At 43.7% G+C, this 20,877-nt stretch carries 26 protein-coding genes and 4 tRNA genes; 29 read left to right on the forward strand and 1 reads right to left on the reverse strand.

The features are described from left to right. Positions 1-135: 135 nt before the first annotated feature. From ANCC_RS04635 to ANCC_RS04745, 24 genes are all read left to right on the forward strand, one after another. Positions 136-957, forward strand: a complete 822-nt coding sequence (locus tag ANCC_RS04635) for a hypothetical protein (RefSeq protein ID WP_039946480.1) — start codon at positions 136-138, stop codon at positions 955-957. 29 nt (positions 958-986) lie between these two features. Then, positions 987-1,628 (forward strand): Ig-like domain-containing protein, encoded by a 642-nt coding sequence (locus tag ANCC_RS04640; RefSeq protein ID WP_006566476.1) that lies wholly within the window; start codon positions 987-989, stop codon positions 1,626-1,628. A 143-nt stretch (positions 1,629-1,771) separates the two neighbouring features. After that, a tRNA-Gln gene (locus ANCC_RS04645) sits at positions 1,772-1,843 on the forward strand. A gap of 27 nt (positions 1,844-1,870) precedes the next feature. Then, a tRNA-Lys gene (locus tag ANCC_RS04650) sits at positions 1,871-1,943 on the forward strand. Between the two features lie 107 nt (positions 1,944-2,050). Beyond that, positions 2,051-2,122, forward strand: a tRNA-Gln gene (locus ANCC_RS04655). Between the two features lie 28 nt (positions 2,123-2,150). Then, a tRNA-Lys gene (locus ANCC_RS04660) sits at positions 2,151-2,223 on the forward strand. 125 nt (positions 2,224-2,348) lie between these two features. After that, a complete protein-coding gene (locus tag ANCC_RS04665) occupies positions 2,349-3,263 on the forward strand; it encodes a helix-turn-helix transcriptional regulator (protein WP_039946477.1) in 915 nt (304 codons plus the stop codon). Positions 3,264-3,322: 59 nt separating this feature from the next. Beyond that, positions 3,323-3,715: a VOC family protein gene (locus ANCC_RS04670; protein ID WP_006566474.1), complete on the forward strand. Its 393-nt coding sequence runs from the start codon at positions 3,323-3,325 to the stop codon at positions 3,713-3,715. 98 nt (positions 3,716-3,813) lie between these two features. Further along, positions 3,814-3,945 (forward strand): hypothetical protein, encoded by a 132-nt coding sequence (locus ANCC_RS17790; RefSeq protein ID WP_006566473.1) that lies wholly within the window; start codon positions 3,814-3,816, stop codon positions 3,943-3,945. 200 nt (positions 3,946-4,145) lie between these two features. Continuing rightward, complete coding sequence (locus tag ANCC_RS04675; protein ID WP_009289025.1) at positions 4,146-4,997, forward strand: MetQ/NlpA family ABC transporter substrate-binding protein; 852 nt, start codon at positions 4,146-4,148, stop codon at positions 4,995-4,997. Between the two features lie 25 nt (positions 4,998-5,022). After that, positions 5,023-6,036, forward strand: coding sequence for a methionine ABC transporter ATP-binding protein (locus ANCC_RS04680; protein WP_006566470.1), 1,014 nt, complete (start codon positions 5,023-5,025; stop codon positions 6,034-6,036). A gap of 1 nt (position 6,037) precedes the next feature. After that, positions 6,038-6,700 carry a methionine ABC transporter permease gene (locus ANCC_RS04685; RefSeq protein WP_006566469.1) on the forward strand — a complete coding sequence of 221 codons (663 nt, stop codon included), beginning with the start codon at positions 6,038-6,040 and terminating at the stop codon, positions 6,698-6,700. Positions 6,701-6,703: 3 nt separating this feature from the next. Further along, positions 6,704-8,077 carry an FAD-binding oxidoreductase gene (locus ANCC_RS04690; RefSeq protein ID WP_039946516.1) on the forward strand — a complete coding sequence of 458 codons (1,374 nt, stop codon included), beginning with the start codon at positions 6,704-6,706 and terminating at the stop codon, positions 8,075-8,077. A 94-nt stretch (positions 8,078-8,171) separates the two neighbouring features. Continuing rightward, the gene (locus ANCC_RS04695; protein ID WP_006566467.1) at positions 8,172-8,660 is read left to right on the forward strand and encodes a hypothetical protein; all 489 of its coding nucleotides are present in this window, start codon (positions 8,172-8,174) and stop codon (positions 8,658-8,660) included. A 143-nt stretch (positions 8,661-8,803) separates the two neighbouring features. Beyond that, positions 8,804-9,550, forward strand: a complete 747-nt coding sequence (locus ANCC_RS04700; RefSeq protein WP_006566466.1) for a Nif3-like dinuclear metal center hexameric protein — start codon at positions 8,804-8,806, stop codon at positions 9,548-9,550. A gap of 74 nt (positions 9,551-9,624) precedes the next feature. Next, a complete protein-coding gene (locus tag ANCC_RS04705; protein ID WP_006566464.1) occupies positions 9,625-10,239 on the forward strand; it encodes a TetR/AcrR family transcriptional regulator in 615 nt (204 codons plus the stop codon). Continuing rightward, the gene (locus ANCC_RS04710) at positions 10,239-11,012 is read left to right on the forward strand and encodes an alpha/beta fold hydrolase (RefSeq protein WP_006566463.1); all 774 of its coding nucleotides are present in this window, start codon (positions 10,239-10,241) and stop codon (positions 11,010-11,012) included. Before ANCC_RS04705 ends, ANCC_RS04710 begins: the two co-directional genes overlap by 1 nt. A 121-nt stretch (positions 11,013-11,133) precedes the next feature. Next, positions 11,134-11,709 carry a helix-turn-helix domain-containing protein gene (locus ANCC_RS04715; RefSeq protein ID WP_006566462.1) on the forward strand — a complete coding sequence of 192 codons (576 nt, stop codon included), beginning with the start codon at positions 11,134-11,136 and terminating at the stop codon, positions 11,707-11,709. Positions 11,710-12,215: 506 nt separating this feature from the next. Next, on the forward strand, positions 12,216-12,542 hold the full coding sequence (locus ANCC_RS04720) for a hypothetical protein (protein ID WP_039946474.1): 327 nt from the start codon (positions 12,216-12,218) through the stop codon (positions 12,540-12,542). Positions 12,543-12,899: 357 nt separating this feature from the next. After that, positions 12,900-13,883: a leucine-rich repeat protein gene (locus ANCC_RS04725; RefSeq protein WP_006566459.1), complete on the forward strand. Its 984-nt coding sequence runs from the start codon at positions 12,900-12,902 to the stop codon at positions 13,881-13,883. Positions 13,884-13,894: 11 nt separating this feature from the next. Then, the gene (locus ANCC_RS04730) at positions 13,895-15,214 is read left to right on the forward strand and encodes a vWA domain-containing protein (protein ID WP_006566458.1); all 1,320 of its coding nucleotides are present in this window, start codon (positions 13,895-13,897) and stop codon (positions 15,212-15,214) included. Next, positions 15,204-16,679 (forward strand): ATP-binding protein, encoded by a 1,476-nt coding sequence (locus ANCC_RS04735; protein ID WP_006566457.1) that lies wholly within the window; start codon positions 15,204-15,206, stop codon positions 16,677-16,679. Before ANCC_RS04730 ends, ANCC_RS04735 begins: the two co-directional genes overlap by 11 nt. A 116-nt stretch (positions 16,680-16,795) precedes the next feature. After that, complete coding sequence (locus ANCC_RS04740; RefSeq protein WP_009289016.1) at positions 16,796-17,182, forward strand: hypothetical protein; 387 nt, start codon at positions 16,796-16,798, stop codon at positions 17,180-17,182. A gap of 14 nt (positions 17,183-17,196) precedes the next feature. Beyond that, positions 17,197-17,700, forward strand: coding sequence for an O-acetyl-ADP-ribose deacetylase (locus ANCC_RS04745; RefSeq protein WP_006566455.1), 504 nt, complete (start codon positions 17,197-17,199; stop codon positions 17,698-17,700). Here ANCC_RS04745 and ANCC_RS04750 read toward each other — a convergent pair. Next, positions 17,697-18,362, reverse strand: a complete 666-nt coding sequence (locus tag ANCC_RS04750; protein WP_006566454.1) for a Crp/Fnr family transcriptional regulator — start codon at positions 18,360-18,362, stop codon at positions 17,697-17,699. The two genes, ANCC_RS04745 and ANCC_RS04750, sit on opposite strands and share 4 nt — an antisense overlap. 323 nt (positions 18,363-18,685) lie before the next feature. On the opposite strand from ANCC_RS04750, the gene rd reads away from it, so the two are divergent. The 5 genes from rd (at position 18,686) to ANCC_RS04775 (ending at position 20,869) form a co-directional block, all read left to right on the forward strand. Then, positions 18,686-18,844, forward strand: coding sequence for a rubredoxin (rd, locus tag ANCC_RS04755; RefSeq protein WP_009289014.1), 159 nt, complete (start codon positions 18,686-18,688; stop codon positions 18,842-18,844). A gap of 176 nt (positions 18,845-19,020) precedes the next feature. Further along, complete coding sequence (gene ybaK / locus ANCC_RS04760) at positions 19,021-19,512, forward strand: Cys-tRNA(Pro) deacylase (protein WP_006566451.1); 492 nt, start codon at positions 19,021-19,023, stop codon at positions 19,510-19,512. A gap of 4 nt (positions 19,513-19,516) precedes the next feature. Continuing rightward, on the forward strand, positions 19,517-20,074 hold the full coding sequence (locus ANCC_RS04765) for a beta-class carbonic anhydrase (protein WP_006566450.1): 558 nt from the start codon (positions 19,517-19,519) through the stop codon (positions 20,072-20,074). A 3-nt stretch (positions 20,075-20,077) separates the two neighbouring features. After that, a complete protein-coding gene (gene crcB / locus ANCC_RS04770; RefSeq protein ID WP_006566449.1) occupies positions 20,078-20,443 on the forward strand; it encodes a fluoride efflux transporter CrcB in 366 nt (121 codons plus the stop codon). Between the two features lie 42 nt (positions 20,444-20,485). Then, positions 20,486-20,869, forward strand: a complete 384-nt coding sequence (locus tag ANCC_RS04775; protein ID WP_233458258.1) for a DUF6512 family protein — start codon at positions 20,486-20,488, stop codon at positions 20,867-20,869. Positions 20,870-20,877: the final 8 nt, after the last annotated feature.

Consider the following 20,877-nt stretch of genomic DNA (forward strand, 5'->3'; position numbering starts at 1 on the left):
TACAGTTAAACGAGTTTTCTTCGTTTAACTGTATTTTTTTCCGACTGAAAAACAACAAATAACAACATAGATTCAATCTCATTATTATTTCAGATTCTTATGATAAAATGTTTTACAGAATAAGGAGGAATGATTATGAGGAAGATGAGCAGTTCATTATGGAAAAAGGGAATGGCTGCGGCCTTATCCGCAGCAATGATGTTTGGAGTTTTTGGGGGAACGAAAACGTCTGTATCCGGGGCTTCGGGCAAAAAAGCCGATGCCAATATGGATGGCAGAGCGAATGAGACGGTTACAGTAAACAATGCAAAAGGCGCAAGGATGATCAAAGTAGGCTCCTATGTAAAATCAGGAGGAGAGCTTAAGACGGGAAAAACATATTATGCACTGCGTCTCGCAGACGGTTATGGGGAACAGCGGCCGGATTATAAAAGGGTGCTGAAACAGAATACATGGGTAACGGTAAGCGCAAGTCTGCTTCCTGTAAAACTTGGCCGAAAGGTTTCCAGCCCTACCTGGTATAATTCACCCGATCAAAGCTACAATAAGCTGCAGAAAGGCGATACTTATTTTGCTTTAAACAGTAAAGACAATCCGGAATTTGTAAGTCTTTTTGACAGCTGTAATGGAACCATTGCATTTAACGAGACTTTTAAGGGAAGCAATATTAATACCACGGACGGGAAGTATTCCCGCTATGGATGTGACAACGGCGGAGTAGCCGGCCAGCCAATTCTTTTATATCATGGTTCATTTGCCAGCGAGTATGTTTTAAGCGGGATTTATGTAAAGAATACAAAGACTTATAAGAAGAACCAAGTGATCAAAAAGTCGGATTTTACGGTCTATGCAAAATATGTGAATAAGAAAAACAGTAAAGATGTAAAATGGGGAAAGCAGATACAAATTATATCGCTTTATCTCAGACTAGTGCGCAGAACGGAAAATTTAAAGTAAAGGTGCAGTATCCTACAACAGGTGCAGATATGCCAAGTCTGGCAGCAGGTGCCAAAACTAAGGAGCTCACTCTCAATACAGCAGCCAGTACCGAAAAGAAGGTCATTGTAGCAACTGGTACGGCCAAGACTTCCAGGAAGGTTCAGCTGTCATGGACAAAGACGAAGGGTGCGGACGGATACCGGATTTACGGTAATCAATGTGGAAAGAAATCTACACCAAAATATTTAAAGACAGTAAAGAAGGGAACGAAGACTACCATCACAAAGATTGGAAAGCGAAAACTGAAATCCAAAGGTTCCTATAAGTTTTATGTAAGACCATATCAAAATGTGAACAAACAGAAAAAGAACATTGGAAAATCTAATACGGCACATGTATTGATGAGAGCCGGTTCACGGTATGCAAATGCATCTTCCGTCTCTGTAAAGAAGAAATCAATTACTCTGAAAAAGGGCAGGACAGCTGTCATTAAAGCGAAGGTAAAGGTCCCGTCCGGCAAGAAACAGCCGAAAAATCACGGTGCAAAGATTCGTTACATGACTTCAAAAAGTTCTGTAGTATCCGTGAACAGCAAAGGAAAGATCAAAGCAAAGAAAGCCGGCAAGGCAGCTATTTATGTGATCAGTGAGAATGGAAAGTATAAAAAGGTCAGCGTAACGGTAAAATAAAAAATGCTGAAAGAAAATGTTGTAAAATTAAATAGGACAGTTTTACAACATTTTTTATTCGGCATTTGAGAACAAAAGAAATTAAAAAAAATATAAAAAACCATTGCGCTTGTCGAAATTCCGTGGTATATTAATAAAGCTGTTGGGCTATCGCCAAGTGGTAAGGCACAGGATTCTGACTCCTGCATCCGCTGGTTCGAATCCAGCTAGCCCAGTTCCATCAGAATTAAAATAAATAATCAGGGTGTGTAGCTCAGGTGGTAGAGCACTTGACTTTTAATCAAGTTGTCCGGGGTTCGAATCCCCGCACGCTCAGTTCCTTATAAGGAAATCACAGATGAAGATCTGTCTCATATTTTTTGGAAAATCAGTAAAAAAGTAGTTGACATAAGATTTTTGCTGTGATATATTGATAAAGCTGTTGGGCTATCGCCAAGTGGTAAGGCACAGGATTCTGACTCCTGCATCCGCTGGTTCGAATCCAGCTAGCCCAGTTTCATCAGAATTAAAATAGAATAATCAGGGTGTGTAGCTCAGGTGGTAGAGCACTTGACTTTTAATCAAGTTGTCCGGGGTTCGAATCCCCGCACGCTCATAGGACTCCGTTTCAGATGAAACGGAGTTTTTTCATTTACATAGATGAGGGGTGGGGAGATGAGGTGGGCTTGCCACTTTATCCTTTTATATGAAATCATTTGTTATCTTGCAGGAGGCATCTCAATGAAAATAGACCGTTTAATCGGAATTATCACACTTTTGCTCAGAAACGACAAAGTCACGGCACCTGAACTGGCCGAGAGGTTTGAAGTGTCCAGAAGGACCATCAGCCGGGACATTGACGTGATCTGCCGTGCGGGGATTCCTCTGATCACGGAACAGGGATACGGCGGCGGAATCCGTATCGCTGAAGGCTATAAGCTTGACAAAACTGTTTTTACGAAAGAAGAATTGAGAGCAGTTTTTGAAGGGCTGAAAGGAATTGACAGCGTATCAAGGACTTCCGCTGCGTTAAGTCTCATGGAAAAGCTCTCTTTAGAGCCGGAAGATTCGGTCCTGTCAGAAGGAATGATCCTGATCGATCTGGCTTCTCACTATGAAGAATCACTGAAAGAGAAGATCGGGATCATAAAACATGCGGTTTCCAGCCGGCATACGGTGAACTTTTTGTATTATTACAGCAGAGGAGAAGAATACAGAGAGATCGAGCCGTATCTTCTGGTCTTCCGGTGGTCATCCTGGTATGTCTATGGCTACTGCAGAAAAAGAAAGGATTTCCGTATGTTTAAACTAAACAGGCTGTGGGAGCTCAAAGAGACAGGAAACAGTTTCCTGATGAGAAATGCAGGTAAAACGGAGGCAGATTTTCAGGACTATTTCAGACAGGATGCAGTCAAACTTAGAGCGGTCTTTGAAAAAGAAGCAAAATACAGGCTTGTGGAAGAATACGGGGCCGGCTGTTATACCGAAGACGAGCAGGGCCGGCTGATCTTTGAATGGGATTTCGTGAATTATGATAACATGAAGCAGTGGATTTTGAGTTTTGGAAGCCAGGCAATGGTCATAGAACCCAGGTGCCTTGCGGATGATCTTGTGTCGGAATTGAAAAAGAATTTAAACAGATATACAGGAACATGACATAAAGCTGTCTGGTTCCTCCTGATATACTGAATGTATTCAAAGAAGGAGGAAGTGCTATGTTAAAAATGACAGCAGCAGGATTATTTGTTACTGATATGGAGAAAATGGTCGCGTTTTACAGGGATGTGATGGGTATGAAGACCGATTGGGAAGGAACTCCCAACGCTGAACTCTATTCCGGCGACATGTGTCTGATTATGTTTGGGAGAAAAGATTTTGAAGAAATGACCGGCAGAAACTTTGGCTATCCGGACAAAATAAACGGGACGGTGGAACTCGCCTTTGATCTGCCTTCCTATGAAGACGTGGACCGGGAGTATCAGAGAGTGCTGGAAGCAGGAGCCGAACCGGTTCTCGCACCGGTAACGGAACCATGGGGACAGAGAACAAGCTATGTTGCAGATCCTGACGGGAATCTGATTGAGATCGGATCTTTTGGAAAAGAGTGATGAAATCAAAAAAACCTATTGACAAATAGAAAGAAACCGTGTAAGATTCCAAATAACCTATAGGCAAGATAGGAAATCAGCAAGAAGGAGATACCGCAATGAATTTTATCAAGGCATATAAGAATTTCATGATGGATATGATGGGTATGGAAATGCAGATGCAGAGCATGTGCAGTTCTTTTGCGTACAATCAAATACCGGAACATCATATTTGTATGGAGATATCTTAAAAGCTGAGAGAAAGTACATAGCGGTTAAGTATTGGGAGGCCATGCATGGCCTCCTTTTTTTATTTCATAAAAAAGTTTACGGCCTTTTCTGTGAAATAAAAAACGCTCCATGTCTGAACGGCCGCAGACAGAGCTGAAGCTTGAAATTATTAATTCCATACTAAAAAAATAGGATTTGTATAAAAATGGAGGAACGTATTATGAAAAAATCGTTGAAAAAGCTGACAGGAATCGTTATGATTGGAGTATTGGCACTGGGTGCTTTGACCGGATGCGGGAGCCAAAAAGCCAGTGCTGCAAAAGACATTACCATCGGTGTCTGTGCGGGACCATACGGAGACATGGTGAAAAAAGCGATCGCGCCTTCTTTGGAGAAAAAGGGATACAAAGTATCGGTGAGAGAGTTCAGTGATTATGTACTGCCGGATCAGGCCCTGGCAAACGGTGAGATCGATGCAAATTTAATGCAGCACACGGCATATTTAGAAAAGTTTGCGGCAGATAATGATCTGAATATAAGCAAAGTCATTGCGGTGCCGACTGCGGGAGCAGGAATTTTTTCTGACAGCATAAAATCTTTGAAAGAACTGAAGAAGGGTGACAAGATCGGGATACCGAATGATCCTTCCAATCTTGCAAGGGCCCTCAGTATTCTTGGCAAAGAAAAGGTCATTGTCCTTAAGAAAGGAATCGACCAGACGAAGGCAACGGAGAAGGACATTGCCCAGAATCCTAAGAATTTAAAATTTGTAACATTGGATGCGGCCCAGATATCAAGGAGTTTGGACAGTGTTGCGGCGGGGGTAGTTCCAGGAAATTATGCATATGCGGCAAAACTGGACTTTTCCAGAGCATTGGCGGTCGAGACTCTGGCAGAAGAATATAAAAATGTCATTGCTGTAAAAACTGATGACGTGAAAGGACAGCTGGGGAAAGACCTCAAAGAGGCTGTGGAGTCAGAAGATTTTTATAAAGCGGTGTCAGACAAAAAGAGCAGCTTTCAGTCCTTCCAGAAACCAGACTGGTGGACAGAAAAATATAAAGAAAAATAAACATAAGAGAGAAAGGTGAGAAACTGTGATTGAATTAAAGAATATTGGAGTGACATTTCAGCAGAATAAACAGGATTTTCAGGCGGTTAAGAACGTAAATCTGACCATTGAGGAAGGAGAAATCTTTGGCATTGTAGGACCCAGCGGAGCCGGAAAGAGTACGCTTGTCAGAGTGATCAATCTGCTTCAGCCGCCTACTGCCGGACAGGTGCTGATCGAAGGGAATGAGATCACTTCCCTGAAAAGAAAAGAGCTGTGTAAGGTCCGTCTGGACATCGGAATGATCTTCCAGCACTTTAATTTGATCAGCGGTTCCACGATCGCGGAAAATGTGGCGTTTGCCCTTCATGCAAACCATTATCCGAAAGAGAAAATACAGGGAAGAGTGAAAGAACTCCTCGAAATGGTACATCTGCCGGAAAAAGCGGATTCCTATCCGGCCAACTTAAGCGGCGGGCAGAAACAGAGAGTGGCAATCGCTAGAGCGCTGGCCAACGATCCGAAAATCCTGCTCTGTGATGAGGCGACATCCGCATTGGATTTGGAGAATACAGAAGAAATCGTGTCTCTGTTAAAAGAGATCAATGAAAAATATCATATTACCATAGTTTTCATCACCCATGAGATGGAAGTTGCAAAAAAATTATTTGACAGGATCGCCTTCATGGAAAACGGTGAAATCAAGGAAGTACGGGATATATATTCTGCATTTGCAGAGCCGAGAGAAGAGATTACCAAAAGTCTTGTGGAGCGTGTGCTCAATGTGGGCGTTCCCGATGAGGTGAAGCTTTCGGAGGAAGAAGAACTCGTGAAACTCTGTTATACCGGGGAAAAGGCTTATGCATCTGTGATCAGCCAGGTTTCCAAACAATTCGACGTGGTGATCGATATCATCAACGGAAAGATCGACTATATTCATGGGAAACCATTGGGTGTGCTGATCGTGATTGTAAGAGGCAGAAATGAAGAACGGGAAAAAGCCCTTCGTTATATGAAAGAAAATGTGTACCGTGTAGAAGAATTAGAGGGAGGACGATAAGATGAAGGAAACGATGGAGATTATAAAATTAGAATTTGGAAATGCGACGATAGAGACCATACAGATGGTGCTGATTGCCATGGCTGCGGCCGTTGTATTCGGAATGCTCATTGGCCTGGTGCTGCACTTGACAGCTAATCCCTTATTTTTTAAAAACCGGGCGGTCAATGCGGTGGCAGGTACCATTATAAATATTATCCGTTCCATGCCGTTTATTATTCTGCTCGTAGTACTCCTTCCGCTGACAAGGATCTTAGTAGGCACCAGCATCGGTGCGGCAGCGGCGGCGGTTCCCCTTTCCATCGCATCTGTGGCTTTTTATGCGAGATTGGTGGAAGGATCCTTCAGTGAAGTGGACAAAGGAGTCGTGGAAGCAGCGGTGGCCACAGGGGCAAGTGTTTCCCTGATCATCCGCAAGGTTTTATTTGTGGAAGCTCTTCCGAGTCTGATCCGCGGACTTACGGTGACATTTGTAAGCATCATCGGATACTCTGCCATGGCAGGAAGTGTCGGAGGAGGCGGAATCGGAGATCTGGCGATCCGGTACGGATATAACCGGTACGAGACCGGTGTTCTGACATTTACAGTGATTGTATTGATTATCATTGTCCAGCTCGGACAGTGGCTCGGAGATAAGGTGGCATTAAAATTTACGAAACGGTAGGTGATGGCTTTGACAGGACTTGAATGTTTGATTCCCGACAGCAGTCGGGTGATCTTTGACTCTAATATAGAAGAAAAATATTTATCGGACACTCTGGGAAGACTCAGGGGACGGGCAAAAGCCCTGGTATTCCCTGAGTCCACAAAAGAGGTCAGCGATATTATGAAATATGCATATGAACATAAGATTCCGGTTACACCGAGAGGAGCAGGGACCAATTTAGTAGGTTCTACGGTACCGGCGGACGGAGGGATCGTTTTGGATCTGTCCCGCATGAACCGGGTGCTGGAGATCGATAAGGATACTTTTACGGCAACAGTGGAATCCGGTGTCGTGCTGAAAGATTTTCAGGAGCTGGTGGAGCAGGAAGGCTTGTTTTACCCTCCGGATCCGGGTGAGAAGACAGCCACCATCGGCGGAAATATCAGCACCAATGCAGGAGGAATGCGCGCCGTAAAATATGGTGTCACCAGAGATTATATCCGTGGGCTGGAAGTAGTGCTGGCCGACGGCAGTGTGGCAGAGCTTGGCGGGAAAGTTGTAAAAGACAGTTCCGGTCTTTCATTAAAACATCTGATGATCGGCTCAGAGGGAACCCTCGGAGTCATCACAAAGGCCATTGTGAAGCTTACATCAAAACCTCAGAAGTCATTGAGCGTTCTTTTGCCTTTTGATGATCTTCATACGGGGATACGGGCAGTCTTAAACGTAATTCGGGGCAGTCTTGACCCGACGGCCATTGAATTTGTGGAGAAGAAGGTAGTCGCTCTCGGAGAAGAATATGTTGGTCTTGCTTTTCCTTATCAAGATGCAGCGGCATATATTCTTTTGACTTTTGACGGAGATGACTCGGAGGAAATTTATAAACGGGTCGAAAAACTCAAAACAATCGCCGAGGAAAGCGGAGCTAAGGATGCGCTCGTGCTGGAAGACGAAGAGACGATTGATGCGGTGTGGAAGATCCGGGGAGCCCTTGTAAAAGCTGTTGAGGCAAAATCGGAACAGGAGCCGGTGGACATTGTGGTTCCCATCAATAAATCTGCCGAATTCATAGAATATATCAATGATTTAGAACAGAAGACCGGAGTTCAAATGGTAAGTTTCGGACATGCGGGAGACGGGAATGTACACCTTTGTGTTGTCCGGGGCGGCAGGACACAGGAGCAGTGGGAAAAAGACCGGAGAGAAGTGCTGGCTTCTGCCTACGATAAAAGCAGTGAGCTTGGCGGCCTGACATCAGGAGAACACGGGATCGGGCTGAGCAAGAAAACATATTTAAAGAAAGCATCAGATCCTTTAATTCTTCAAATGATGAAGCAGGTGAAGCTTTGCCTGGACCCGAAAAATATTTTAAATCCAAATAAAATTTTTGATTAAAAATTATCGCAGAATTTGTTAAGGTATATTTTCCTTTTCATTGGAAACAATAGTGGTATCAAATAATTATTCCAAAGGAAAAGGAGAATTCATAATGAAAAAGAAATGTTGGATGCTTACAATGGTTGCAGTCCTCACATTAAGTGTCGCTGCGATGTTTACAGGATGTTCAAACAAAAATGATGCCACAACAACAGAAAAAACCACAGAAGGCGGTTCATCCACTACAGCAACAAACAATGATTTGGGTGACGACGTGGAAGATGCGGCTGACGATGTGGCAGACGGAGCAAAAGATCTGGCGGACGATGTAGCCAATGGGTTTGATGATTATGATGATGCCCATGACTATCTGATCAATAAACTTGGTTCTGACGGAAACGGTCAGTATGAAGTGAGAAATAAAGACCAAGATGTCACAGAGTACAGAGATGGAGCAAAAGGATATCACTTTGAAATTTATGACACATCCAAAGACTCCGGTAAAAAATACGGTGATTTCTACGTTGACAAAGACAACGGAAAAATCTATAAGAAAAATACAGATACAAAAAAAGTAGAAGAATACAAAGCAAAGAAATAATTCCCATGAAAAATCCTTGTGTGCAGGGCTGTATAGATCAGATCCTGTGTTCAGGGATTTTTTCGGTTTAGAGGCCTTGTTGCAATTCTTTCGGCGGGGTGATAGACTGATATCTCAAACTTTGACAGATCAGGGAAGGAGTTATGATGAAGTACAGTAAACTGAAAGCAGATCTCATGGATATGTTTGACGAAAAGAAGCTGCATATGCTCCCAGAGGAATGGGGGTTTTTTAATGAATTTGACAGAGAAATTAATATCATCGGGTATGCAGTAAATCTGACAGAAGAAATTATAGAAAAAGCCCGCCAGCAACAGATAGAATTTCTTGTGACCCATCATGATTCGTGGGAGTTTATTTTTGGACTGAAAGAAAGCTGCAGTAAGATGTTAGAAGAAAGCGGAATCACCCATGCTTATTTTCATGCACCGTTAGATGACGCGGAGTTTGGGACCAGTGCGTCACTGGGAAAGAAACTTGGAATGGGAGGTCTTGAGAAGGTGATGCCGTATGCGGAAATCTATTATGGCGGGGTCATAGGTGAGATCGAGCCCGTTGATTTCAATGTGTTCAGAGAAAGGCTGACCGATATCCTTGCAGAGCAAGTGCGCTGTTATCAAAATAATGAAAATCCGGTAAGAAAAGTGGCTGTGGCCGCAGGAGGGGGAAACATGACCACAGAGATGAGGATTGCCGCAGAGGCTGGATGTGATACATATGTCACAGGGGAGTACGTACTTTATTCACAACAGTATGCACAGCATGTGGGAATGAATCTGTTTGTGGGAAGTCATACGAATACGGAAATTCTGGGAGTGGAATCGTTGGTTCAAAAATTATCCGGGGATAAAGAAATCCGGATTATAAAAATTGATGAGCCGAATTATTAAAAAGGGGGTCTTCTCAAAATCGGTCAATGGATTTATGCTGTCTATATTAGACGAATCGGTCAGGGGAGGACAGCATGAACGAGAAATTTTATCAGCTGCCATGCGGCAGACGGGAAAAGATCATAAGATCTGCTTATCAGGTGTTTTCAAGAAATGAATATAAGAGAGCTTCTATGTCGGCGATAGCCGATGCGGCAGGAATTTCAAAGTCGCTTTTATTTTATTACTTTAAGAACAAGAAGGAGCTGTATTTATATCTTGTCTGTCACGCTGAAAACCTTACACGCAGTGCGGTGCAGGATTATGGTGTATGGGAGACTGAAGATCTTTTTGAAATGTTACGTCGGAATGTCCGGGCAAAATGTTCTCTTTCGGTGAAGTATCCGGAGATCTGTATGTTTTCAGTGAAAGCCTACTATGAGCAGCATCCGGAAGTGAAAAAGGATGTGCACAAATTGATCGCCAAGACAAATCAGAACGCTGAGCAGAAATTTTTCCGGACATTCGGCAACAGTATGTTTCGGGAGGATATAGAGACAGAGACCATGTATTATGAAATTGCGCTTGCCTGTGAAGGTTATTTATACCGATGTTTTCAGAAAGGACAGATCGATATTGGCCGGATGGAAGAAGAATTTGATGTTCTGATTAAACATTGGAAAAAGGTATATTTGAGGAGGTGGAAGTGATGAAGTTTCATGAGTTTGGGGACCGGAAACTGCCGCATGTACTGCTCATACACGGAGGAGGACAGGCTTGGTGGGACTATTTAAGACAGGCCCGTATGCTGTCTTTAAATTATCATGTGATCCTGCCCACGCTGGATGGACATGGAGAAGAATACATGACGGAGTATGTGTCCACAGAAGATAGTGCCGGGAAAATCATTAAATATATCAATGAAAGCTGCGGCGGTTCTGTTTTTGCCATCGGCGGTGTCTCTTTGGGAGGGCAGATTGTGATAGAAATACTTTCCCAAAGGCCGGATATTGCACAAAAAGCGATCATTGACGGGAGCCTTTGTTATCCTCAGCCTAAGCTTGCGAAATGCTGCACTGCTTTTGTGCGCTGCTTCTGGCCGCTGCTGTTTAGCAGGTCAGCAAGCAGACTGGAATTGGCAGTGCTGAATAAATATATGCCCGCCATGCGGCTTCCGGAGGAAATCATAGATTACTATATGAAAGATATGCCTAATTTCAGAAAAGAAACCATGTGTACCATTTACCGGACTTATATGGGAGACTACCAACTGGACGACAGGATCAAACATGTGACAGCGCAGGTGATGTATTGGTACGGATCGAAGGAGATGAAATGTGTAAAGAATTCCGCTGCCCTTTTTAAATCATTGGTTCCTTCCTGCGAGATCTATGAGGCAGAGGGATATGGTCATGGATATCTGGCTGTTTACCTGCCGGATGAATGGATGAAGGCTGCAGGGCCATTTTTAGCCCGGAAATGACATGTCAAATCTATTTTACATGCTGAAAAAACGGGGATGTCAAACATTTTTGATAGAAGATCTGCATCTCAATCGGTATAATGTTGATACAACATAAAACACAAGCAGGAGGAATCAGAACATGGAGTTCAGCAAACAGATAAAGAAATACAGGCTTGATTCAAAGCTCTCACAGGATGAATTGGCAGAGAAGGTATACGTCACACGGCAGACAATTTCAAATTGGGAAAACGGTAAGAACTATCCCGATGTAAAAAGTCTGCTCCTGCTGAGCACTCTTTTTCACATTTCTCTTGATACCTTAGTGAAAGGAGATTTAGAGGAGATGAGAGAACAGATTAAAGCAGAGGATATTAAAAAATGGAATCGCGACAGCCTTATCTTCAGTTTGCTTCTCGTAGCAACAGCAGTGCTGGCAGTACCGCTTTCATTGTATGGAGACGTGGTTGGAATCGTGATCTGGCTCGTGATTTTCGGATGTGCAATTTATTATGCAGGCCGCGTTGAGAAACAGAAAAAGACACATGATATTCAGACGTATAAAGAGATCATGGCTTTTACGGAAGGAAAAAAACTCGATGAAATAGAGAAATACCGGGAATCCGGAAAACGTCCGTATCAGAAATTACTGCTGGCAGTCTGCGCAGGGCTTCTGACATTGGCAGTTTCAGCAGTAATGATCTTTTTACTCCGATAGGGAAGTTTCATGTTTTTTTCAAAAAGAATTGTTCGATTTCCCAACCGGTAAATTTAGCGGGTACGAAGAAACCGCATAAAACTGCGGGTTAGAGATTGTTTTTAAAGAAAATTAAAAAAACTGCTGTCGGTTGGGAAAAAATAAGGGAAACGTTGATTTTATCAGGGGAAATGACTATAATGAAAATAAAGAATGGCGGAAATACGTTGGATAAACAATAACAAGAGTTGTATTGAAATGTAGACCGACAGAAAGAAATGCCTCTGGAGATTGATAAACAATAACAAGAGTTGTATTGAAATACGTCCATGAAGTAATTAAAAATTGGTTTGATTCGGGATAAACAATAACAGGAGTTGTATCAATATTCAGAGCCATGTAGATAAAAACAGATTACACTTGTATATTAATTAAAGTTAAAATATTCTTACAGGACACTCGATAGCACATATCATTCGGGGCATGTGCTTTGCATTATAGGGTTTGCAGGAGAGGGGTGTATAACCGTGCTGATATTTCTTATATGGCTTCTTATAAGCTGTTCATTTATTATCATTGGCTTATATGCCTTTAACTCAAAGAAGGAAGCTGCCTTTGGTTTCTGGGCAAATGCAGAGGTTTTCCCGGTAAATAATATAAAGTCATACAATCGCGCCATGGGAAAACTATGGTGTACCTTTGGGGCCATTCTGGCTGTTTTAGGTCTGCCGCTTCTGAAAGAACAAAACTCACCATATATTCTGCTTTCAATTTTAGGGGTTATGGCAGAATCCATTGTGGCTATGGCCGTCTATGTGACAGTGATAGAGAAAAAATATCGAAAGAAGCCCTAAATATTTTTAAGTAAATAGTACAGCTCTGTTAAATCCGGGAATCCCGGATTTTTTTATATCATAGGAAAGTTCTACGACCTTCCCTATGACATAAAAAACGCTCCGCGGGCTGTACACAGGTGCGTAAGGAAGTTATTTGACTACGTCAAACCGCATCTGGTACGCAAAGCTGTCAAGCCTCTGTTATGTCTATGTGTGAGGGAATTCTTGAGAAACTTTTTCATTCGAAGACGTCAGCATCGAAACAAACCGTATTTCTCACAGAGTACATCCATTTCACCCCAAAATAAGGCTGTTTTCTTTTTTTTCTTATGTAGTATAATAGGACTGTAATTATAAGACAAATTTGCGGAAAGGATGGGACGTGCAATGGGGCTTACCCTTCATTACCGGAAAGAAAAGAGAGGGCTTAGGCTGGTCCGCTGTTATGGAAATGACAGTGTTGTTTCGCTGCCGGATACTGTGGACGGACAGCCTTTCAAAATATTAGGAGACTATGCATTTTCCCAGTGGAAGAAACAGGAAGAGGAAGATGTAGAAATATATGATGTAACAAATAATGTATTGCAGGACGATGAAAAGGAACTGCTCTGCGGGAATCTGATTGAAGCAGTGCATCTTCCTGATAAAACAGAGGAATTGGGCAAATATGCATTCTACGGATGCAGCAATCTCAAAAAACTGACTTTTTCAGATGCACTGAAAGGTACCGGAACCGGAGTGTTTAACGGGTGCAGGCTCCGCTACGTGGAGATTTTCTGCAAGAAAGGGAAAAGCACATGCCTGAAAGATATTGTCGGAGAAATCCGATATGAGCTGTATGCCGATCTGCATTACCGCACAGAAGACGGGACCCAAAAGACAGCTAAGCTGGTCTTTCCCGAATTTTATGAAGAGGCGGTAGAAAATACTCCGGCAAGGATCATTGAGAAATATTTTAACGGGTCGGGCTATAAGTATCGTCAGTGTTTTCAGAAAAGGGAAGTGGACTATCAGGCCTATGACAGGCTGTTTTCTGTGGCAGAGATAGAAGAACGGCCGGAACTGGTATCGGAAATTGCCGTCCGGCGGCTCAGATATCCATATGAACTGAGTGAAAAAGCAAGAAAAGAGTATACAGCATATGTAAAAGACCATGCAAAGAATATAGCAGAAGGATTTGCCCAACAGCGTGATATGGAAGCACTGCGGTTCTTATCGAAAGAGGGTCTTTGGAATGAGAATGCCATGGAAGCGGCCATTGAGCAGGCATCCTCGCAGAAAGACGGAGAAACTATGAGTTTTTTGATGAATGAAAAGCAGCGCCTGTTTCCTCCGAAAAAGAAAATTTTTGAGTTATAGTTAGGAGAAATATGCAGAAAGAAACAGAAAAAGCAGAGAGGCTTGCCGAAGCCGGAAAGCAGATCCTCATGGCTTCAAGAGATGAACTTTATCTGCACATGAGGTTCATGGATCTGGCATTGAGCAGCTTTTTTTATACAAGCCATGCAGACGCAGAGAGAATCGCTTCTGACGGCAGAGTGATATACTTCCATCCGGGATATCTGGCGAAGCTGTATGCACAGGACAGAAGAATGGTGAACCGGATGTATCTCCATTTGGTACTGCACTGTCTTTTTCACCATCTGACCGGGCAGAAAAACAGGGAAAAAGAATTGTGGGATATCAGCTGTGATATTGCTGTGGAATCCGTGATCGATCAGTGGAAGACCGGAGCGGTTTCTTTATATGGCACTGCGTTCCGCAAAGATATTTATAAACGCCTCAAAAAAGAACTGAAGGTGCTGACGGCGGAAGGCATCTATAAAAGGATCCGGGAATGGGAACTCACAGAAGCGGAAATAAAGCGCATTGGGGAAGAGTTTGTCATGGACAGCCACAGCTTCTGGCCGGAGAAAGACCAGCCGAAGATGCAGCAGGAGATTCAGAACCAGTGGCAGGACATCAGTGAAAAGATGGAACTGGATATGGAGACATTCTCCCAGGAGATGTCTGCGGACGCGGGAGATATGGTACGGCAGATGCAGATCGAAAACAGGGAGAGGTATGATTACCGGGAATTTCTGAAAAAATTTGCGGTGCTTAAAGAGGAAATCGGTGTGGACGAGGATTCTTTCGACTATGTGTTCTACACCTACGGGCTTCGTATGTACGGAAATATGCCCCTGGTGGAGCCGCAGGAGTGGAAAGAAGTAAAGAAAGTAGAAGAATTTGCGATCGTCATTGATACGTCCATGTCCTGTTCCGGTGAACTGGTAAAGAAATTTTTGGAAGAGACCTATGGAATTTTAAAGGAAGAAGAGACATTTCTTCGTAAGGTCAACATCCATATCATTCAGTGTGATGAAAAAATCCAGGAAGATAAAAAGATCCGGGATGAAAAAGAACTGAAAGAATATATGGAACATCTGGAGCTCAAAGGGGAAGGCGGCACAGACTTCCGTCCGGCATTTGAGTATATAGCAAGACTCATGGAAGAAGGAGAGTTTTACAGCCTGAAGGGAGTTTTGTATTTCACAGACGGGCAGGGGATTTATCCGAAAAAAAAGCCGCCGTTTGAGACTGCCTTTATTTTCATGGAAGAAGAATACGAGGATGCCCAGGTGCCGCCGTGGGCGATGAAACTGATTGTTTGTGAGGAAGAACTTGAAGGAGAAGATTATGGACATTAAGCGTGCGAAACAGGAAATCAAAGATTCTGTGGAAGCGTATTTAAATAAAAATGAGTACGGGGAATACCGGATACCGGCGCTCAGACAGAGGCCGGTCCTTTTGATGGGGCCTCCGGGAATCGGAAAGACACAGATCATGGAACAGATTGCAAAGGAATGCGGCATTGGACTGGTGGCTTATACGATCACCCATCACACAAGACAAAGTGCCGTAGGGCTTCCGTTCATCAAAGAAAAAACTTACGGCGGTGTCAGCTACTCTGTGACAGAGTATACGATGAGCGAGATTATCGCTTCGGTATATGAAAAAATCGAACAGACCGGCCTTCAGGAGGGTATCTTATTTATCGATGAGATCAACTGTGTCTCTGAGACACTTGCGCCGACGATGCTGCAGTTTCTCCAGTGCAAGACTTTTGGGAATCAGAAGGTGCCGGAGGGATGGGTCATCGTGGCAGCCGGCAATCCTCCGGAGTACAATAAGTCTGTCCGTGAGTTTGATGTGGTGACGTTAGACCGGATCAAACTGATCGATGTGGAAGCTGACTATGAGGTCTGGAAAGAATATGCATACAAAGCCGGAATCCATCCGGCCATTATGGCTTATCTTGAAATTCGCAAACATCATTTTTACAGGATGGAGACGACGGTGGACGGAAAAGCCTTTGTGACTGCCAGAGGATGGGAGGATTTGTCCGACTTTATGAAGGCATACGAAGGACTTGGAAAGACGGTTGATCGGGATGTAATCTATCAGTATATCCGGCATTTAGGGATTGCCAAAGAGTTTGCAAATTATTTGGAGCTTTACAGAAAATACAGAAAGGACTATAAGATTGACGAGATCCTTGAGGGTTCTTTCACAGAAGATATGCTGGAGAAACTGAAATTCGCTCCGTTTGACGAGCGGCTCAGCATTGTCCATCTGCTGAACGGAAAATTAAATGAGTTTTTCATGGAATATGCGAAAACAGATGCCTATGTAAGCGAACTGTTTTCATGGCTGAAAGACTACATGGAGCATGGGTCCATGGAGGAAACGCTGAAAAAAGCCGAGGCAGAATTCCGGGAGAGAAAGAAAGCAGAGCAGATATCAAAGGAAGAGGAACATATTTGGAAGAAGGTCATCGGGAGGCTGGAAAATTATCTTGAAGATTTGAAGAGAGAGAAACCGCAGGATGAACCGAAAGCGGTTCGGAGCTGGTTTAAAGCAGAGACAGAAAGCAGGGAACAGCTGGTGGAGAAGATTTCAGATGCTCTTCTTTATGCCTTTGATTTTATGGAGGCAGCCTTTGGGGACGGACAGGAAATGGTAGTCTTTATCACGGAGCTGAATGTGAATTATTACAGCGTCCGATTTATCAAAGAAAACGGCTGTGATCCTTATTATAAATATAATAAAGGCCTGCTTTTTGATGAAAGACAGGAAGGGATTCTTGAGCAGATCAAAGACGCGGTGAGATAAGGATTTTAGATTTACAAAGAGCTGAAAGCAAGTTAAACTAGAGATATAAAGAGATGGAAGACCAACCGGGAAAGCGCAGGACAGATCAGCAGTTATGCAGAGGAAAGGAGCCTTTTATGAACAAAGATCTAAAGTATGAGAATTATCTGACACAGCCGAATCCACTTCCTTTTGAGGAAGCAATGGAGATTTATGAGGCGATCCTTCAGAATTCGCCGGAGGATGACGAGGAGTTTGAAGAATTTTGGGAACTGGCTCTGAGTGCAATGACGGTCTATGCGGATCTCAGGGCAAATTGGAAGCAGATCAGGAAAGGCCAGCGGGATAATGACGGAAGGACGAGAAAGCATGACAATGTCATACACACGCTGAATCTGTTAAGCGGTATGATGGAGCAGAGAGGGCTGGACGTTTCATGGAGGAAGCAGCTCGGTGACCAGAGAAAACGGATTGGCGATTTTGCCTGCTATATAGCGATGCTTTACGGCTTATCTGCGCGCTAGAAAGGAAATGTAACATGGAAATAAAGATAACCCTGGGTGATATCACAAAGGTTCCGGCAGATGCCATCGTCAATGCTGCCAATCCGACGCTTTTGGGCGGAGGGGGTGTGGACGGTGCCATCCATGCGGCGGCCGGACCCGAACTTTTGGCAGAGTGCCGCACCCTGGGCGGATGTGATACCGGAGATGCGAAGATTACGAAAGCGTACAGACTTCCTGCACAATATGTGATTCACACGCCCGGACCGGTGTGGAGAGACGGGGATGACTGTGAGGAAGAACTTTTAGCTGACTGCTACAAAAGCTGTCTTAAGCTGGCCGCAGAGCATGGATGCAGGCATGTGACCTTTCCGTCCATCAGCACGGGCCTGTTCCGGTTTCCGCTCTCAAAGGCTGCGCCGATTGCGGTGAGGACCATAAAAGAATTCTGCAAAAACAAAGATATTTTTGACTGCATTGAATTCGTCTGTTTCGACGAAAAGACAAAAAAAGCATATGAAACTGCGCTGGAGGATTAAACACCGGCAGTATGTTCCGGGAGAAGGCGGACCATTCTTTTTTCAGAGGAAAGGATGCCGTCTTCTTTCATTTTTTTCAGCTCCCGCATCATTGCACTCCGGTCTACGGACAGATAATCCGCCAAATCTGACATGGTAAACGGGATATGAAAAGAACTGGATTTCTGCCGCAGGGATTCCTGCATGAAATAACAATATAGCTTTTCACGGATGGTGCGCTTGCTCAAAACCTCGACTCTCTGGCTGAGACTCATAGTTTTTTGAGATATCAGCCAGGTGACATTCTGGATCAGCCGGATATGGCAGGCACAGGCATTAGTGCAGGGCTTCATGAGAGACTCATAATCGATCATGAGTACCCTGCATTCGGTATCACACTTCAGGTGAATATCTTCATACTCTTCAGAATGAAAAGCCAGAATTTCACCAAATACACTGTTTGTCTCCAGCTTCTCTAAAATGGTCCGGCTTCCGTTGAATTCATAGCGCAGCACGGAAGCAGTGCCGGAGAGAAGAACGCCCATGACAGGTTTTTGGGAAGAAAAATGATGGATCATTTCACCGGAAGAAAACAGTTTTTCCTCAGAGTGAAAACAGTTCAGCATTTTCAGGCAGTCCTTGGATGTGATATCTGTGAACAGCGGATTTTCATTGTACTGCATAAAAAAACCTCCTTTTTTTTAATATGGCATATAAATGTTGCAAATGCAACAGAAAAAATCATGGGCAGCATGGTATACTTACGTCACAGATGAAAGATAATATGATACCAGGGTCAAAAGGGTATGCGTTTCATGCTTGTATGAAAAAGCAGGGCTTTGGGACCCATAAAACATGAGAAAGCAGCCCGATTAGGGCGGATTTCGAATGTTTTTAGGATTGTGGGAGCACAAAGTGCGGAACAATCCGCAGGTATCTGGGGGTCAAAATACCTTTTGACCCTTACATCACAATATGAATAAGTTAATAGATGGAGGTAACAACAATGAAAAAATATCTTTGCGAACCATGCGGCTATGAATACGATCCGGCAGAAGGTGATCCGAGTCAGGGAATCGAACCGGGAACAGCTTTTGAGGATCTTCCGGAAGATTGGGTCTGCCCGATCTGCGGTCTTGGAAAAGACGTATTTGTAGAAGCATAAATTTTTCTTTAGCATAGTATTCATTATAACCGGAGTTGAAAACGTCCCGCAGATTTTTGTGGGACGTTTTTCCGTTCAGAAGCTTTCTTCTGCTTTTCAGGCCCCTATTGTCCTGCTGAAAAAATGTGATATAATAGACAGCAACATACATTCTATGAATGTTGGGAGGAAGGAACATGGCAAAAAAAGAGCCGAAGACCAATGCGATGAGGATTTTGGAGAAAGAAAAAATCAGGTTTGAGATCCACCGCTATGAATGTGAAGAATTTACTGACGGAGTGGCTATTGCGGATATGCTTGGACAGCCCTATGATAAGGTGTTTAAAACGCTGGTCACGGAGGGAAAGAGCAGCCAGTATTTTGTGTTTGTCATTCCGATTGCCGAGGAGCTGGATTTGAAAAAGGCAGCCAAAGCCGTGGGCGAAAAATCAGTGGAAATGATTCATGTAAAGGATATAAACAAAGTCACAGGCTACATAAGAGGCGGCTGCACCGCTATAGGAATGAAAAAGGACTACCGCACTGTGGTGGATGAGAGTGTGAAGAATCTGGAGACACTCATCGTCAGCGGCGGAAAGCGGGGAACACAGGTGGAACTTAATCCCGCGGATTATTTGAGAGCCTGTAAGGGAAGCACGGCGGATCTGGTAAAAGATAAGAGAGGATAAAAAAATGATTGAAGATATTTTGGAATATAACAAGGTGTTTGTGAAAAATAAAATGTATGAACAGTACAAGACAAGCAAATATCCGGACAAGAAGATTGCGATCTTAACCTGTATGGATACCAGGCTTACGGAACTGCTTCCGGCAGCCCTTGGCTTAAAAAACGGGGACGTAAAAATCATTAAAAATGCGGGAGGAGTTACCAGTCATCTGTTTGGAAGTGTGGTGAGAAGTCTTTTGATCGCAATATATGAACTTGGCATTGAAGAGATCATGGTCATCGGTCATACGGACTGCGGTGTCGGCCACATGGACAGCGACAGCATGATCCGGCACATGATCGACCGGGGGATAGAAGAAGACAAGATTAATTTCATCCGGCACTGTGGGATTGACTTTGATTCCTGGCTGGCAGGATTTGACTGTGTCTCTGACTCTGTCAATGAAACTGTGGAACTTTTAAGCACCCATCCGCTGATTCCGGATGACATTAAGATATTCGGGTATGTGATGAATACGGATACCGGAGAGCTTATGACAACGGAAGAATTCAAAGGAGAATAATACATGATTCAGTGTGTATTTGTAGGGATGGGAGGATTTCTCGGCGCAGTCTTCCGCTATCTTCTCGGGCTGATCCCGGTTTCAGCGCAGTTAAGAATTCCAGTGATCACTTTGGGGATCAATGTGCTGGGAGCCTTTGTGATCGGCATGATCGCCGGGTGGACCGGCAGGATACCGGCCCAAAATCCTAATCTGATCCTGTTTTTAAAGACGGGATTATGCGGAGGATTTACTACATTTTCTACGTTTGCTCTTGAGACAGGGACCCTTGTCTCAGAGGGAAGAGTGAGTGAAGGTATCTTATATGTGGTGCTGAGTGTGCTGTTTTCCGTCCTTGCAGTTTTTGCCGGACGGGCCGTAACAGGATGAGAACCTAAAATTTGCGTATACTATCCCAAAGGAGGGATGGTTATGTCCAGAAATAAAAAGTTTATTCTTGGAGGCATTCTGTTTACGGCTGTGGTGGGCAGCCTTTGGCATTTTATCTATGACTGGATTGGAAGACCGGACTTTTTCTGGTGGCTGTTTCCGGTCAGTGAGAAGGTAGAAGAGCATTATAAGCTTTTGATTTATCCGAATCTGATATACGGCATTCTGATGTTTCGGTTTATGTACAGGCATATCAGATATTACTGGCTCCGCCTGGCCGTGGGGACCGGGTTGGGCTGCGTGGCTATCAGAGGATTGTTTGACGCATATACCGCCGTGTTAAAGAAAGATATGCTGATTATGGATTTATTCATATTTGCCGTCAGTGTATTGATTTCTTATACATTCTTCTTAAAAAGGAGTTAAAGGAGGTG

This window comes from Anaerostipes caccae L1-92 (assembly GCF_014467075.1).
GTDB classification, from domain to species: domain Bacteria; phylum Bacillota; class Clostridia; order Lachnospirales; family Lachnospiraceae; genus Anaerostipes; species Anaerostipes caccae.